Source organism: Bradyrhizobium sp., from assembly GCF_049691595.1.
Classification (GTDB): Bacteria; Pseudomonadota; Alphaproteobacteria; order Rhizobiales; family Xanthobacteraceae; genus Bradyrhizobium.
Map to the genome: position 1 here is coordinate 1 of NZ_JBAVNZ010000581.1, position 15,212 is coordinate 15,212.

At 62.5% G+C, this 15,212-nt stretch carries 15 protein-coding genes and 1 pseudogene; 11 read left to right on the forward strand and 5 right to left on the reverse strand.

The genetic code is table 11. From position 1 onward, the window contains the following. The 11 genes from WCE35_RS23420 to WCE35_RS23470 form a co-directional block, all read left to right on the forward strand. Positions 1-895, forward strand: an 895-nt coding sequence (locus WCE35_RS23420) for a tripartite tricarboxylate transporter substrate binding protein (RefSeq protein ID WP_424595687.1), incomplete at its 5' end; no start/stop codon positions are given. 26 nt (positions 896-921) lie between these two features. Then, positions 922-1,392, forward strand: coding sequence for a (2Fe-2S)-binding protein (locus WCE35_RS23425; RefSeq protein WP_424595688.1), 471 nt, complete (start codon positions 922-924; stop codon positions 1,390-1,392). Further along, complete coding sequence (locus WCE35_RS23430; protein WP_424595689.1) at positions 1,389-3,530, forward strand: molybdopterin cofactor-binding domain-containing protein; 2,142 nt, start codon at positions 1,389-1,391, stop codon at positions 3,528-3,530. Before WCE35_RS23425 ends, WCE35_RS23430 begins: the two co-directional genes overlap by 4 nt. Then, a complete protein-coding gene (locus tag WCE35_RS23435; RefSeq protein WP_424595690.1) occupies positions 3,527-4,222 on the forward strand; it encodes a molybdate ABC transporter substrate-binding protein in 696 nt (231 codons plus the stop codon). Before WCE35_RS23430 ends, WCE35_RS23435 begins: the two co-directional genes overlap by 4 nt. A gap of 305 nt (positions 4,223-4,527) precedes the next feature. Beyond that, positions 4,528-5,838, forward strand: a complete 1,311-nt coding sequence (locus WCE35_RS23440) for an ABC transporter substrate-binding protein (protein ID WP_424595691.1) — start codon at positions 4,528-4,530, stop codon at positions 5,836-5,838. Positions 5,839-5,993: 155 nt separating this feature from the next. Next, a complete protein-coding gene (locus WCE35_RS23445) occupies positions 5,994-6,890 on the forward strand; it encodes a branched-chain amino acid ABC transporter permease (RefSeq protein ID WP_424595692.1) in 897 nt (298 codons plus the stop codon). After that, positions 6,890-7,882, forward strand: coding sequence for a branched-chain amino acid ABC transporter permease (locus WCE35_RS23450; RefSeq protein WP_424595693.1), 993 nt, complete (start codon positions 6,890-6,892; stop codon positions 7,880-7,882). The genes WCE35_RS23445 and WCE35_RS23450 overlap by 1 nt, the downstream gene beginning before the upstream one ends. Beyond that, positions 7,879-8,628 carry an ABC transporter ATP-binding protein gene (locus tag WCE35_RS23455; RefSeq protein WP_424595694.1) on the forward strand — a complete coding sequence of 250 codons (750 nt, stop codon included), beginning with the start codon at positions 7,879-7,881 and terminating at the stop codon, positions 8,626-8,628. The genes WCE35_RS23450 and WCE35_RS23455 overlap by 4 nt, the downstream gene beginning before the upstream one ends. Beyond that, complete coding sequence (locus WCE35_RS23460) at positions 8,625-9,290, forward strand: ATP-binding cassette domain-containing protein (protein ID WP_424595695.1); 666 nt, start codon at positions 8,625-8,627, stop codon at positions 9,288-9,290. The genes WCE35_RS23455 and WCE35_RS23460 overlap by 4 nt, the downstream gene beginning before the upstream one ends. A gap of 173 nt (positions 9,291-9,463) precedes the next feature. Then, complete coding sequence (locus WCE35_RS23465) at positions 9,464-10,150, forward strand: cyclase family protein (RefSeq protein WP_424595696.1); 687 nt, start codon at positions 9,464-9,466, stop codon at positions 10,148-10,150. 248 nt (positions 10,151-10,398) lie between these two features. Beyond that, complete coding sequence (locus WCE35_RS23470; RefSeq protein WP_424595697.1) at positions 10,399-11,496, forward strand: amidohydrolase family protein; 1,098 nt, start codon at positions 10,399-10,401, stop codon at positions 11,494-11,496. Between the two features lie 114 nt (positions 11,497-11,610). On the opposite strand, the gene WCE35_RS23475 is transcribed toward WCE35_RS23470, so the two are convergent. From WCE35_RS23475 to WCE35_RS23495, 5 genes and pseudogenes are all read right to left on the reverse strand, one after another. Further along, a complete protein-coding gene (locus WCE35_RS23475; RefSeq protein ID WP_424595698.1) occupies positions 11,611-11,877 on the reverse strand; it encodes a hypothetical protein in 267 nt (88 codons plus the stop codon). Between the two features lie 129 nt (positions 11,878-12,006). Beyond that, on the reverse strand, positions 12,007-12,750 hold the full coding sequence (locus WCE35_RS23480) for a Crp/Fnr family transcriptional regulator (protein ID WP_424595699.1): 744 nt from the start codon (positions 12,748-12,750) through the stop codon (positions 12,007-12,009). Between the two features lie 403 nt (positions 12,751-13,153). After that, a complete protein-coding gene (locus tag WCE35_RS23485; RefSeq protein WP_424595700.1) occupies positions 13,154-14,131 on the reverse strand; it encodes a Bug family tripartite tricarboxylate transporter substrate binding protein in 978 nt (325 codons plus the stop codon). Between the two features lie 217 nt (positions 14,132-14,348). Further along, positions 14,349-15,053 carry an ABC transporter ATP-binding protein gene (locus WCE35_RS23490; protein ID WP_424595701.1) on the reverse strand — a complete coding sequence of 235 codons (705 nt, stop codon included), beginning with the start codon at positions 15,051-15,053 and terminating at the stop codon, positions 14,349-14,351. Positions 15,054-15,057: 4 nt separating this feature from the next. After that, a pseudogene (locus WCE35_RS23495) lies at positions 15,058-15,212 on the reverse strand (ABC transporter ATP-binding protein); the annotation flags it as partial.

The window sequence follows — 15,212 nt, forward strand, 5'->3', positions numbered from 1 at the left end:
GGATTACCCGTCGCGGCCGGTCCGGGTGATCGTTCCCTTCGGCGCCGGCGGGCCGGCCGACGTCACTGCGCGCCAGATCGGCAGCGTTCTGCAGGAAAACTTCGGCCAGCCCTTCGTGATCGAGAACCGCACCGGCGCCGGCGGCGTGATTGGAACGCTTGAGGCCGCCAAATCGCCGCCCGACGGCTATACGCTGCTGATGATGTCCAACACCCAGACCGCGAATGAATCGCTGGTGCCGCAGCGCAAATATGAACTGATGCGCGATCTCGCGCCGATCGCGCCGGTCAACTATTCCGACCTTGTGATCGTGGTACACCCGGAAGTCCAGGCAAAGACGCTGCAGGAGTTCATCGCGCTCGCAAAATCACAGCCGGGCAGGCTGAACTACGCCTCCTCCGGCCAGGGCACCCCATACCACATGGCCGGCGAACTGTTCAAAACCATGGCCGGGATCGACGTCGTGCACGTGCCCTATCGCAACAGCGGCGAGGCGCGCAGCGGCGTGATCGGCGGCCAGGTACAGCTCATGATCGACGCGGTTCCGGCGATGTCCCCCAACATCGCCGAAAACCAGGTGCGCGCGCTGGCCACGACCGGCAAGATGCGTTCGAGCGTCCTGCCCAATGTACCGACGGTGATCGAGACCGGCATTCCCGGCTATGAGGCCACGATCTGGCTGGGGCTGATGGCGCCGGCAGGGACGCCTCAGCCGATCATCGACAAACTGAATGCCGCCGTGAACGCCACGACGAAGCGGGCCGATATCGTGAAACTCTGGGCCCAGCAGGGCACAATTCCGATGTCGATGTCGCCCGAAGAGTTCGATAAATTCCTGCGCGGCGATATTGTAAAGTGGGCCGAAGTCGTCAAGAAGTTCGACAAGACCCAGTAGCGAACCACCGCGAGGTCCGATCTGCGATGCCGACCGTTCGATTTCGCCTCAATGGCGTTGAAATGGACGTAGACGCCGATCTCGATCGGCCGCTGCTTGACCTGTTGCGCGGGGAGTTCGGCATCATCGGAGCGCATTTCGGCTGCGGCGCCGGCGAATGCGGCGCCTGCAATGTCATCCTCGACGACCGCGCGGTAGCCTCCTGCGACACGCCGCTGTGGTCGGTCGCGGACAAGGATATCACCACCATCGAGGGGCTCGGCAGCGCTGAACGGCCGCACCCGCTGCAGCGCGCCTTCATCGCCGAGCAGGCACTGCAATGCGGCTATTGCGTGCCCGGCATCCTTATCAGCGCGGCAGCGCTGCTGAAACGAAATCCAGCGCCTTCCAGCCGCGAGGTGAAGGAAGCGCTCGACCGCAACCTGTGCCGTTGCGGCTCGCATAACCGGATGGTGCGCGCCGTGCTGCGTGCGGCGGCCGAGATGGCGGCAGGATGAACCGGCAAGCGCCCTCCCCGCCTGCCCCAAAGCTGCCGGTTAGCCTCGCGGCGAACCCAAAACTGTCGTCGTGGCTGAGTTTTTTCGCTGACGGGCAGGTGACGGTTTCCCCCGGCAAGGTCGAGATCGGCCAGGGTATCACGACGGCGCTGGCGCAGATCGCGGCCGATGAGCTCGACATCGATATTTCCCGCATCCAGATGATCGGCGCCTCGACCGCGACGAGCCCCAACGAGGGCGCTACCTCGGGCAGCCTTTCGGTGCAGCAATCGGGCCGCGCGCTGCGACACGCCTGTGCCGAGGTCCGGCAGATCTTTCTCAAACGTGCGGCGGATCGCCTGGGCGTCGAGACCGGCTTGCTTTCGATCGAAGACGGCACCATCTCCGGACCCGGCAATGTCAGAACCAGCTACTGGGAGCTTGCCGAAGACGTTCCGCTCGATCGCGACGCCACACCGGGCGTGATGCCGAAATCGATCACGCAGCGGGTACTGGCGGGAAATTCGATACAGCGGATCGACATTCCCGACAAGGTTTTCGCGCGGCCGCGCTTCATTCACGACCGGGCGCTGCCGGGAATGCTGCACGGCCGGGTGCTGCGACCGGAGAACGCGCGCGCGAAACTGACCGACCTGAAAGAAGACGGTGCGCGCCCGATTGCCGGCCTCGTCGCGATCGCGCGCGACGGCAGTTTTGCCGGCGTCGTCAGCGAAACCGAGCATGGCGCGGAGACCGCCCTCAAGGCTTTGCGCAAGGGCGCAACCTGGTCCGGTGGCGAGGAGCTGCCCGACGAGAATGACCTCGCCTCGTTTCTGAAAGCCCAGCCGTCGGAAACGACGGTCATCGACCGGCGGGTGCCGTCAACGCTGCGCCAGTGCGCGCGGACCATCCGGCGGCAATATACCCGCCCCTACATCGCCCATGCGTCGATCGCACCATCCTGTGCCATCGCGCAGTGGAACGGCGACCAGGTTCATGTCTGGACCCATAGCCAGGGCGTCTATCTGCTGCGCGCCGATCTGGCGCTGGTGCTCGGGCTGCCGGTCGCAAACATCACGGTCGAGCATATCGAAGGCGCCGGCTGCTACGGGCATAACGCCGCCGACGACGTCGCGCTCGACGCGGTGCTGCTGGCGAAAGCCGCCGGCGGCCGGCCCGTGCGCGTGCAATGGTCGCGCGAAGACGAAATGTCGCATGCGCCGTTCGGTGCGGCGATGGCGATCGAAATCGAGGCGGATCTCGATGCGCATGATGAAATCGTCGGCTGGCGCCACTCGATCTGGAGCAATGGTCACACCGCACGGCCGGGCCGCGCGACGCAGCCGGCCCTGCTGGCGGCATTCGAGCTGGAAAATCCGTTTCCGCGCATGATCTCGGGCAATCCACCGCAAGCCAATGGCGGCGGCGCCGACCGAAACTCGATCCCGCTGTACGATTTCCCGTCGTGGCAGATCGAAAGCCATCGCCTGCTGACCATGCCGGTCCGCACCTCCGCGTTGCGCACGCTTGGCGCGCAGGGCAATGTGTTTGCGATCGAATCCTTTCTCGACGAGATCGCCGCCGAACGCGGCGAAGATCCGGTCGCGTTCCGGCTCCGCCATTTGAGGGACGAACGCGCAAGGGACGTGATCCACGCCGCCGCCAGGCGCGCGAAGTGGAAGCCGGCGAAGCGACCCGGTGTCGGTTACGGAATCGGCTTTGCGCGCTACAAGAACACTGGCGCCTATTGCGCCGTGGTGGCCGAGATCGAGGGCGAAGACGATGTCCGGGTCAGGAAACTGACTGTCGCGGTCGATGTCGGCGAGGCCATCAATCCCGACGGGGTCATCAACCAGATCGAAGGCGGCGCCATCCAGGCCACAAGCTGGGTGCTGAAAGAACGTGTTCGCTTCGACCGGCACCGCGTCACCAGCACGACATGGACGGACTATCCGATCATTCGCTTCAGCGAAGTCCCGGACGTCGAGGTTGAGGTGATCCAGCGGCCGGAAATGGATCCGCTCGGCGCCGGCGAGGCCGCCCACGGCCCGGTCACCGCGGCGATCGCCAACGCGGTATTCGATGCGCTGGGCGTGCGGGTTCGCTCTCTTCCGATCACGCGCGGCAGCCTGATCGCGGCAATGGAAGAGACCTCATGAACACGCTGAAGATCCTCAGCGGCGGCGCGGCGCAGGGACTGGTTGGAAGCCTCAAACCGGCATTCAAGGAACTGACTGGTTTCGATATCGCCGGCGAGTTCGGCGCAGTCGGCGCCATGGCCGAAAAATTGCGCAGCGGCGCACCGACCGATATCGTGATTCTGACCGCGGCGATCGTCGCGAAACTGGCGGAAGAGCAGCTGGTTGTGGCCTCCTCCATCACCGATGTTGGTTTGGTCGAGACCGCCCTCGCGGTCCGCGCCGGCGATTCCAGGGTATCGGTGACGGATGCCGCAAGCCTGCGCGACGCGCTGCTGGCATCGGACGCGATTTTCGTGCCCGACACCAAGGCGTCAACCGCGGGAATTCACGTCGCAAAGATCCTTGGCCAGCTAGGCATTGCCGGCGAAGTCGCAGACCGGCTGAAAATCTTTCCGAATGGGGCGACCGCGATGCGGCAGCTGGCCGAGTCGGACGCGAGGCGTCCGATCGGCTGCACCCAATCGACCGAGATCATCAGCACCGAAGGCGTGATCCTGTCGGGACCGTTGCCGCAGGGTTGCGAGCTCGCGACCATGTATACGGCGGCGGTAACCATGCGGGCCGCGGCGGCGAAGCAAGCCCAGGTCCTGATCGATCTTTTGACGGCTGCCGAAGCGCGCGCGCGGCGTATCCGGGCGGGCTTTTCTTGACGCGCCAAACTGACGACCCGACAATTCGGACAACGAGAACGCCGAAAGAAACGCTATGGCGCGAAGCAGGTCGACATTTCCGTTCCGGTGCAAGCGACTTGCCTGCCGATCCGCCGGGCGGTCGTCCGACCGCCCCGACATCCCTTACGGGCCAGATGCCGCACCCAAAGATCGTTTCAACCGGCGGCATCCATAGACGCGCCGTGAAAGCCCGCCTAAACTTGCAGCAATCACCGCCCACGCCGGAACAACCCGCGCGGACGGAACGGCCGGCTTCAACCGCCGACAATCGAGGGGAGAGAATGATGGACCATTTTTCGCGGATTCGCCGCAGTGCCGCACTGATATCTGCCGTTGCGGCAACATTGCTGGCCTTGGCGACGCCGGCATCGGCGCAAGAGAGTTTCAGGCTCGGCATCGTGACGTTCCTGTCCGGGCCCGCCGCGGACAGTTTCGGCGTCCCGGCCCGCAACGGCGCCCAATATGTCATTGACCAGCTGAACAAGGGCTCGGCTCCCTCGCCCTACGAGAAGGTCGGGTTCGGTGGCATGAAGATCGAACCCGTGATCATCGACGAGAACGGCGGCGCGACCAAGCAGGTCCAGGAGCTGCGCAACCTCTATCAGCGCGACAATGTCGATGTCGTGCTCGGCTATATCGGCTCCGGCGACTGCCTTGCGGTGGCGCCGATCGCAGAAGAGCTGAAAAAGATGCTGGTGCTGATGGATTGCGGCACGCCGCGCATCTTCGAGGAAGCAAAATACAACTACGTGTTCCGCACCGCTGCGCACGCAACGATGGATAATGTCGGCCTTATCAGGTACATGAAGGCGAAGAACGTCAAGATGGACACGCTGTCGGCGATCAACCAGGATTACGCCTGGGGTCAGGATAGCCGGGCCGATTTCGTCGCCGCAGCCGGACAACTTTATCCCAATGCCAAGCTCGAGATCGACCTGCTGCCGAAGTTCGGCGCGGGTCAGTACGGCACCGAGATTTCAGCACTGGTCGGCGCAGGTTCCGACGTTGTCTATTCGAGCCTGTGGGGCGGGGATCTGCAGGCGTTCGTTCTGCAGTCCGCGCCACGCGGCCTGCCGAAGCGCAGCCAGCTTGTGTTCAGCGCGGCTGACCACGTGCTGCCGCCGCTCGGCGACAAGATGCCCGACGGCACCATCATCGGCGCACGCGGCGCCTATGGCCTGATGTCGCAGAAGTCGCCGCTGAACGACTGGCTGTTCAAGGGGTACGAGGCCGCGAACGGCATTTATCCGGTGCAGGCCGCCTATCGCATGACGCAGGCGATCCTGGGGTTGAAGGCCGCGGTCGAAAAGGCGATGGCCAAGAACGGCGGCAAGAAACCTTCGACCGATGAACTGGTCGCGGCAATGACGGGGCTCGAATGGCCATCGCCCGGCGGGCTGATCCAGATGAAGCTGGCCGACGGTCACCAGGCGATCCAGCCGATCGCGTTCAGCCGGACCAAATATAATCCGGACTCGAAGCGGGTCGATCTGGTCGACATCGAGTATTTTGCGGCCGAGTGCGTCAATCCGCCTCCAGGCGTCAAGTCGCTCGACTGGATCAAGGGCGGCATGCAAGGTGCCAAGTGCAACTGACCGGCGGCTGCATTCGAATAAAGCAGGGAGGCGGCGTGAGTGAGATACTCGCGCGCGCCGCCTGCTTCGCTTCGTGACATGCGGCCAGCATTGTCGCAGTCTCAAACACTGTCCTGAATTCCCAGCTGCGCTCGAAGTTTCCGGCAAATATATCCATGAACTTCTTTCTGACGATTGTCCTCGACGGGTTGATACAGGCTTCCTGGCTTTTCATCGTTGCATTGGGGCTGACGCTGGTATTCGGCGTCCTGAAGATTCTCAACATCGCCCATGGCAGCTTCTACGCGCTCGGCGCATATATCGCGGCGACCGCGGTGACCATGGCGGCAGCATACGGCCTTCCACCCAGTATCGGTTTTGTCGCGATGCTGGTCTCGGTCGCGCTGATCGCGTCCGCGATCGGCCTTCTGCTCGAGCGCGGCCTCCTGAAAATGTTCTACGGCCGCAACGAGGTGGTGCTGCTGCTGGTGACCTATGCGGTGTTTCTCGTTCTCGAGGACGTCACCAAGCTGGTCTGGGGCGTGAATCCGATCTATGCAACGCAGCCCTATGAATTGTTCGGCAATGTTGCATTCGCCGGTCTCTATTACGTCGGATACGATCTGGTGTTGATGCCGATTTCCGCCGCCATCGGGCTAGCGGTCTGGTTCGGACTCAATCGCACCGTCGTCGGCAAGATCGTGCTGGCTGTGATCCATAATGAGGAAATGAGCGTCAGCATGGGCGTGAAGGTGAACCGGGTTTACGCGGTCGCCTTTGCTTTCGGCGTGCTGCTCGCGGCACTCGCCGGCGCGCTGACCGCGCCGAAGATTTCGATGCAGCCAGGCCTCAGCTCCGACGTCATCATCCTGAGTTTCGCCATCGTGGTGATCGGCGGATTGGGCAGCGTCGAAGGTGCTGCGATTGGCGCGGTACTTGTCGGTCTCGCACGCGCGGCTTCGGTGCACTTGATGCCGCAGGCCGAGCTGTTCATGATCTACCTGATCATGACGGGGGTATTGATGTTTCGCCCCGAAGGCCTGTTCACACGCGAAACGGCAAGGCGGATCTGATGAGGCAAGGCCTGCCCCCCCTGGTCATGATCGCGCTGGTGGCAGCGGTGACATTGTTCGGCCGCGTGCTTCCGACATGGACGCTGTCGCTGGCGACCATCGGCGCTTCCAATGCCCTGATCGCGCTCGGCATCGTAATATTGGCGCGCACCGGCAACGTATCGTTCGGCCAGGGCCTGTTCTTTGCCGCTGGCGGCTATGGCGTCGCGCTGATCGCCAACGCCTGGGGCATAACGGATGCGGTGGCGCAGGTGGTCATCGGCGCGGTCTGCGGCGGCCTGCTCGGCCTGGTGATCGGCCCTTTGATCGCTCGCTACGGAGGCATCTTCTTCGGCATGCTGACGCTCGCACTGTCGATGGTGCTCTACGGCGCATTGGTCAAATCGACCGCACTCGGCGGCTCCGACGGCTTCAATGTCGGCCGCCCCAGCCTGTTCGGCATGGCCTTCACGGATTCCCGCGAAGCGGATTTCATGCTGTATGCGGTCTCGGTGGTCACCACCGGGTTCGCCGGCATCGCTGCGACGATCCTGTTTCGCTCCGAACTCGGCCTCGCCAGCCTCGCGGTACGCGAGAACAACCTGCGCGTCGAATATCTGGGGATTTCGGCCAACCGCGTCGTCACCATTAATTTCGTCATTGCGGCAGTTTTCGCCGGCGCTGGCGGTGCCTTCGCCCTGATGGCGCAGCGTCACATCGATCCGCAATTCGCCTACTGGACCACGTCGGGCGAATTCGTGTTCGTGGCGGTGCTGGCGGGATATCAAAGCGTCGCCGCGGTGTTCGTCGCCTCGATGGCGCTGGAGCTGGTTCGCTCTTTCTCGAACCTCTATCTCCCCAATACCTGGCAGCTCGTGCTCGGCGCCTTCCTGTTGAGCGTCATTCTGTTTCTGCCGCGCGGCATCGGCTCGCTCTGGGTCAGGAATAAACGACAAGACAACCGCCCGAATCCCGCAGCGCCGGTCGTGACCGAAAAAAGAGCAGCGTTGTGAAGCCGGTCCTCTCGGTGAGCGGAGTTGATAAGCGTTTTGGCGCGGTGGTCGCCGCCGACGCCCTGTCGATCGACATCGCGGCCGGTCAGCGGGTCAGCCTGATCGGCGCCAATGGCGCCGGCAAGACGACCTTCGTCAACATGGTCACCGGCTATCTCAAGCCCGACTCCGGCTCGATCGCCCTCGACGGGATGGATATCGGACGGCGCTCGCCACGAGATGTTGCGCGGCTTGGTATCTCCAGGTCGTTTCAGATTCCGCAATTGTTCATCGAGCTCACGGCGGCCGAAAACCTCATCGTGGCGATCTCCGGCCTGCGCGCGCAGAACCTTTCGTTTCATTCGCGGGCGGAAGCGCAGGGCCGGCACGACAAAGCGCTCGAACTGCTCGAGCGGTTCGGACTCGCCGAGGTGGCCGACCGGCCGATCGCGGAACTGGCTGGCGGCGTGCGCAAACTCGTCGACATCGCCATGGCGCTGGTGCGCCGGCCGAAACTGCTGCTGCTGGACGAGCCGACGTCGGGCGTTTCGGCGGAAGAGAAATTCGCTACCATGGACCGCGTGATCCATGCCGTCGCGCCCGATGCCGCAACCCTCGTCTTCGTCGAACACGACATGGAGATCGTCAGCCGCTATGCCGACCGGGTGGTGGCGTTTTACCAGGGTCGCATTCTCGCCGACGGCGACCCTCGTGACGTTCTGAAAGATCCGGAAGTACGTCGTCATGTCACCGGGGGCGCACAATGAACGCCGCAACGCCCTTGCTCGAGATCGACGGTCTGGTCGTCGAAATCCAGTCTATGCCGGCGTTGCGCGGCTTCTCGATGCGTGTGCCGCGAGGCGCCATGGTGAGTCTGGTCGGTCGCAATGGCGCCGGCAAGACCACGCTGATGCGCTCGATCATGGGGCATCTCAAGCCGACACGGGGCACAGTCCGGTTCGACGGACTGGACCTGTCCATACGCCCGCGCCACGCGCGCGCCGCGCTAGGCATCGGCTACATGCCGGAGGACCGCTGTCTCGTGCCGCAATTGACCGTCGAGGAAAATATCCTGCTGCCACTGTGGGTCGCGGAGCATCTCGATCGCAAAGCGCGGCTCGATTTCGTCTACGACGTGATCGGCGAGCTCACCGAAATGCGCCATCGCAAGGCGCTGCTGATGAGCGGCGGCCAGCAGAAGCTGGTGGCGCTCGGCCGCGCGCTCGCTATCGGCACGAAGTGCCTGCTGCTTGACGAGCCATTCGAGGGAATAGCGCCGGCGCTGTCGGAGCGGCTGTCGGAGGTTCTTGCCTCGCTCAGGGGCAAGGACCTCACCCTGCTGATTTCGCAATCCGACATGAACCATTCGCGCGGCCTGATCGATGTCGAGCTCACGATCGAACGCGGCGCCAACCTCGCAACCGCATGAGTTCATGCGGAAGATCCAGCCGTTCGACGCGGTCATGTTTCGGGTGTTGATGCTGGTCACTTGTATTCGCGGGATATCGCCATGGCCGCCACGCCGGTTTTCCACGGCGAACTTGCGGTCCGGCCAGCAGGGCGCCATCATGAACATCTGTTTCGCCCGGGAAGGTTCCGATCGTGAAGATTGTCGATCTCAGCCGTGAGCTCTATCACCGCACCCCGAGCTATCCCGGTCACCCCCCGGTCATGCACGGCGTATGGAAGACCCACGAGGAATCCCTCGCCGATTCCAGCAACGTCTACGGGCTTTCGTCGATGTTCATCTCGATGCCCGACCATGCGGGTACGCACATCGACGCGCCGCGGCATTTCGGCAAGAGCGGCATACCGATCAACGAGTATCCGCTGGAGAAGTGCATCGTGCCGGGCATCTGCATCGACCTGCGCCACGTCGCGCCGCGCGCCGAAATCACGCCTGATGATCTCGAGGCCGCGGTGAAGCAGGCCGGCGTGGCGGTGCCGCAGGGCGGCACCGTTCTGCTCTGCACCGGCCATCACGAGCGCACCTTTCCGCGCAAGGAATACGCGACCGACAATTCCGGCGTGAATGTCGCAGCCACCGAATGGCTGGCGCGGCGAGGCGTCGTGCATTTCGGTATCGACTCGATGCGGCCCGGACCCGACGGCGATGTGAACTTGCTGGTTCACAAAGCCTGCCTCGATCTCGATATCACCCATATCGAGAGCCTGTGCAACCTCGAAGCACTGCTCGGCAAGGGTCCGTTCACGTTCATCGGCCTGCCGATGAAGTGGCGCGAGGGCACCGCCTCGCCGATTCGCGCCGTGGCGGTGTTCGAAATGTAAGGTGATCGAAAATTGCCGAGCAATAGCGCAGCGATGGTTTCGAGGTCATCGCCAAGGACCCGACGGCATGCGCAAGCGCCTCGATGACGAAGTGCCGAAATGGCGTGACATCATCGCCAAGGCCGGCATCAAGCCGGTCTGAGCCGGATCAATATTGCGCCAAGCGCCCGGTACCATCTTGCTGCCGGCCTCCGGCATGTCCTACGCTGCCCGCGCAAGCCATAACAACAATCAGGGAGGAAATCGTCATGACCACACGCCGTAATTTCCTGAAAGGCGGTGCTGCCGCCGCGACCGGCATCGTCTTCTGCAGCTGCGGTCTCCTGCACGGCGCGCATGCGCAGCAGCCGCCACGCCAGAAACTGCCGGTCATGGTCGGCGGAAAACGCATCAAGACCATCGATATCCACTCGCATTGCCACTTCCGCGAAGCCGGCGCGCTGCTCGGCGCCGATGCCGCCAAATTCCAGCTTCCGCCGGTCAACAACGCCGCCGAAGCCTTCATCGAGGTCGACAAGCGGCTTGCCGCGATGGACGCGCAGGCCGTCGACATGGAAGTGCTGTCGATCAATCCCTTCTGGTACGACCGTGAACGCGATCTCGCCGGGCAGATCGTCAAGATCCAGAACGAGAAGCTGGCCGAGCTGTGTGCGTCAAAGCCCGACCGGTTCGCAGCCTTCGCATCGCTGACCCTGCAGGCGCCCGATCTGGCCGTGCAGGAACTCGAGACAGCCGTAAAGAAGCAGGGATTGAAGGGCGCGGCGATCGGCGGCGTGGTGAACGGGGTGGAATTCGCAGACCCGAAGTTCCATCCCGTGTGGGCCAAAGCGGAGGAACTCGGCGTCCCCCTGTTCATCCATCCGCAGGGCGTGCCCGAGCTCAGCAAGCGGTTTTCCGGCAATGGCTGGCTCGTCAATACGATCGGCAATCCGCTGGAGACGACGATTGCGCTCTCGCACCTGATTTTCGAAGGTACATTCGATCGCTTCCCCAGGCTGAAGGTGATCGCCGCCCATGGCGGCGGCTTCCTGCCGTCCTATGCCGATCGTTCCGACCACGCCTGCCTGGTCGGCCCCAAGGGCTGCAACCCCGACATCAAGCTGAAGAAGGCGCCGACCGAATATCTCAAGCAGATCTATTTTGACTCGCTGATCTTCTCGCCGGAGGCGATCCGCCATCTGGTGGCGCAGGTAGGTGCCAGCCAGATCGTGCTGGGCAGCGACTATCCCTATCCGTGGCAGTTGCAGCCGGTGGACCACATCTTTGCATCGACATCGCTGAGCGATGACGAGAAGGCCGACATTCTCGGCCGCACTGCCGCAAAACTGTTCGACTTCGCGGCGTAGCGGTCGGGCACGCCACGGGATGGTGGACCAGGCGATCGTCCCTTTGGGTGGCTAACTTTGGACTGGCGCCGATTTCGATCGTGAAGTCGGCGCCAATGAGGTCGACGCGACAAGTCAATAAGCCTGGACGGTCCGGATTTGGTTGGTCGGCTGGGCGAGCCGCCGCGGCGGCGTGTCGGGCACGAGATCGGTGCCGAACAACTCGGTTGCGCCATGCTCGGCCTGGACCGCCTCCGAAGTCCATTGGGAGACCGACGGATGGCTGACCACCAAACCGATCAGCGCGATTGCGATGAGTGCTGGCAGAGCTACGAACTTGATGCCGAAGCGCCGATAGATGCGCCGATCGTCTTGCGGTGGCTTGTCGAGAAGGCCAGGCATGGATGCCTCCGTTTGCGGGTGCTCACCGAAGCTTCCTGTACCGCAGTGCACGCAAAGCCCATGTGAATGGTTTCACACGCTGCGTGTCACCTATTTGTGAGAGAGGCGCAATCGGCCGATCGACCGACGCTATTCGCCTTCGCCGCCCGATCCGGCTTCGATCAGTGCCCGCAGCGGTTCGGGCTGCAGCACCACGATGGCGCCATGTTCGAGCCGCACCCAGTCGCGCACTGCCCAGGCCCGTAGCTGCTTGTTGATGCTTTCCCGCGTCATGCCGACCATCTCGCTGATCTCCTGCTGGGTGATCGCGATGGTGCGGCCCTGCGGCGCAAGCTTGTGCTTTTCAGTCAGCCGAAGCAGCGCGCTGGCAAGGCGCCCCGGCAGGTTCTGGAGAATGATCTGTTCGACCTGGTCGCTGGTGCAGCGCAGCCGCGCGCAGAGGAGTTCGATGAACTTCATGGCGAGCGCCGGCTGGCTGCGCACGAACGGAATGAACTCACGCCGGTCGATGATAAACAGCTCGCAATTGGTATTGGCCGTCGCGTCGGCCGTGCGCGACCGCCCGTCGAGCAGCGCGATTTCGCCGAAGATTTCACCGGCCTCGATCAGGTTCAGGATCGCGTTGCGGCCATCAGGCGAGGAGATGCTGATTTTCACCGTGCCGCTGATCACCGCAACCAGACTGTTGCCCGGATCTCCCTTGGATAAGATCGTGGCACCCCGCTTCAGCGTGACATGTTTGGCATAGCGGCACAGCTGGTCGAATGCCTCAGGCTCGAGATCTGCGAAATACGGATGCTTGCGCAGCACCGATAATTTGCTGCTCAAAAATGGCAGCGGCCCGGCTTGCTTGTTTTTGGGCGCCCCGTTCATCGTCATCCAGACAAATTCTGTTGCGCACTGTCGGCGAACCCGCCGTGCAAGTTCCGCCGAGCACTATCGATCCCATCACATAGTATGTATTCATACCCTCCCTCAGGGTTCACAGCAAAAAAGGCTCCGCGCTATCACCTTTTAGCAAGCATGAAGCCATCGTCGTCACAATTTATAGTAAATAAAAACTAGATAAAAAACTCAAGATTGTACAATTGGGAATGATGATTTTGGCAAGTCTGATCGGGGTCCACCGTTCCGGGCGGGCCCTCGGAACTGCTCGCGGTTGAGGGCATCCGCGTATTGAAGAGGCGAATGAGATTGATAGGTCCGTGTTCGACCTGGATTTAGGTCAGGAAGCCAGGGCGGAACCCGGTGCCCATGGGTGCTTCGGTCTCGCCGGCTATTCGTTGGCAATGCCCGTTTCCTTGATCACCCGCGCATATTTTGCAAGCTGATCGCGCGTCATGACGCGCAGCTGTTCCGCCGTGCTGCCGCGCACGGCAAAACCCAGATCCTCCAGTTTGCGGCGAACCTCGGGCTCGCCGACCGCCTTTTGAACCTCGGCGTTCAGCCGGACGATGATGTCCTTTGGTGTGCCGGCAGGCGCGACAATCGCAAACCATGAATTGAAGAAGAAGCCAGGCAGACCGGATTCCGAAACGGTTGGCACATCGGGAAATTGCGGCAATCGCTTCTCGGTCGTCACCCCGATCAGCCGGAGCTGGCCGCCGCGCACCAGCGCCGCGACCGTACCCAGGCCCTGGAAGCCGACCGGGATCTGGCCGGCGGCAACGTCGGTTGCGGCCTGCGTGGCACCCTTGTAGGGCACGTGGGTCAGCGATATGCCGGCGGCGGAAGCAAACATCGCCATCGCCAGATGCTGGGGGCTGCCGGGACCGCCGGAACCGTAGTCGATCTTGCCCGGGGCCGCCTTGGCAGCGGCGATCAGATCCGCGGCGGTTTTGAAGCTGGAATTATTGTTGGCGATCAGTCCCCACTCGACCGTCGCAACCAGCGACACCGGCTCGAAATCCTTCAGGATGTCCCAGCGCATTTTGGACTGCAGGTTCGGCACCATGGTCATGATGCTGTCATTGAAGCCGCCGATCGTGTAGCCTTCCGGTTCGGCGCGCGCGACCTGCTCGGCGCCGATCAGCCCGGAAGCTCCCGGCTGGTTCAGAATGACGAATTGCTGGCCCATATTGTCGGCCATCTTCTGCGTCACGATCCGGGCCGCAACATCGACCGCGCTTGCCGCCGCCAGCGGCACGATCATTTTGATCGGCCGATCCGGATAGGCAGTCTGCGCCATCGCGTTCGAGCCCAAGAGCAGCGCCAGCGCCGAAATCAGCAAATTCAGCAAATGAAGCGGGCGCATGGTCTCTCCCGACATGGTGCGAACGGCAGATTTGCGCGAAAATCAGCCCTCAATTCCTCGAAAAAAGATTGCGCTCTATCGTTCGGATTGGCAATCCGTCCGACAAGAATTGCAGCGCCATTCCTACGGCAACTCTTGCGTCTGATCCGAAAACTGGGGACCATGCCGGCCGTCTCGCGCATTTCGTGAAGAACGAAGTCCATATTGAGGATTGAGCTTACACCGAGCAATACCGTTCCTTGATTTCGTTGTCGGCAAGGAGCGCCTGTGCCGAGGCCTGATAGACTACCGTGCCCTGGTCCAGTACATAAGCGCGGTCGGCGATATCAAGCGCAAGCTCCACATTCTGCTCCACCAGAAGCACCGTCGTGCCCTGCGCTTTCATGGCGCGAAACAGCTCGAACATTTCGTCGACCAGCACCGGCATGATGCCTTCCGACGGCTCGTCCAGCATGATCAAATCGGGTTTGGCGATCATCGCGCGCGCGATCGCCAGCATCTGCTGCTCGCCGCCGGACATCGTGACCGCCTCCTGTTCCAGCCGCTCGGCAAGCCGCGGGAATATTTTTGCGATGCCTTCGATCAACTCGGCCTCTTTCTTCTTTTCGGGAGATGCGACCAGGCCGAGCCGGAGATTTTCCCGCACCGAAAGCCCCTGAACGATGCGCCGTTCTTCCGGAACATAGGCAAGCCCCAAAGCGAAGCGCACATGCGCCGGGCGGGTCAGCAGCTCCCTGCCCTTGAAGACGGCAGAGCCGCGCGTCCTGTCCATCAGACCCATGATGGATTTCAGCGTCGTGGTCTTGCCGGCGCCATTGCGACCGATCAGGCAGACGATCTCGCCCTTGGCCACCTCCATGCTGATATCCTGCAGCACATGGCTCGCACCATACCAGGCGTTGAGATTGTCAATCTGCAACATCTCCTCAATGCTCCCGCTGGCCAAGATATACGCGCTTGACAGCCTCATTCTGGCGCACTTCCTGCGGCGTTCCTTCGGCAAGCAGCTCACCATGATGCAGCACCAGGATGCGGTCGCTGATCCCGAGCACCAGCTTCATCTTGTGTTCAACCAGGATGA

Bases quoted from the DNA above. Each gene is read 5' to 3' on its own strand.
- WCE35_RS23425 (WP_424595688.1), top strand. From the start codon at position 922: ATGCCGACCGTTCGATTTCGCCTCAATGGCGTTGAAATGGACGTAGAC.
- WCE35_RS23430 (WP_424595689.1), top strand. From the start codon at position 1,389: ATGAACCGGCAAGCGCCCTCCCCGCCTGCCCCAAAGCTGCCGGTTAGC.
- WCE35_RS23435 (WP_424595690.1), top strand. From the start codon at position 3,527: ATGAACACGCTGAAGATCCTCAGCGGCGGCGCGGCGCAGGGACTGGTT.
- WCE35_RS23440 (WP_424595691.1), top strand. From the start codon at position 4,528: ATGGACCATTTTTCGCGGATTCGCCGCAGTGCCGCACTGATATCTGCC.
- WCE35_RS23445 (WP_424595692.1), top strand. From the start codon at position 5,994: ATGAACTTCTTTCTGACGATTGTCCTCGACGGGTTGATACAGGCTTCC.
- WCE35_RS23450 (WP_424595693.1), top strand. From the start codon at position 6,890: ATGAGGCAAGGCCTGCCCCCCCTGGTCATGATCGCGCTGGTGGCAGCG.
- WCE35_RS23460 (WP_424595695.1), top strand. From the start codon at position 8,625: ATGAACGCCGCAACGCCCTTGCTCGAGATCGACGGTCTGGTCGTCGAA.
- WCE35_RS23470 (WP_424595697.1), top strand. From the start codon at position 10,399: ATGACCACACGCCGTAATTTCCTGAAAGGCGGTGCTGCCGCCGCGACC.
- WCE35_RS23475 (WP_424595698.1), bottom strand. From the start codon at position 11,877: ATGCCTGGCCTTCTCGACAAGCCACCGCAAGACGATCGGCGCATCTAT.
- WCE35_RS23480 (WP_424595699.1), bottom strand. From the start codon at position 12,750: ATGAACGGGGCGCCCAAAAACAAGCAAGCCGGGCCGCTGCCATTTTTG.
- WCE35_RS23485 (WP_424595700.1), bottom strand. From the start codon at position 14,131: ATGCGCCCGCTTCATTTGCTGAATTTGCTGATTTCGGCGCTGGCGCTG.
- WCE35_RS23490 (WP_424595701.1), bottom strand. From the start codon at position 15,053: ATGTTGCAGATTGACAATCTCAACGCCTGGTATGGTGCGAGCCATGTG.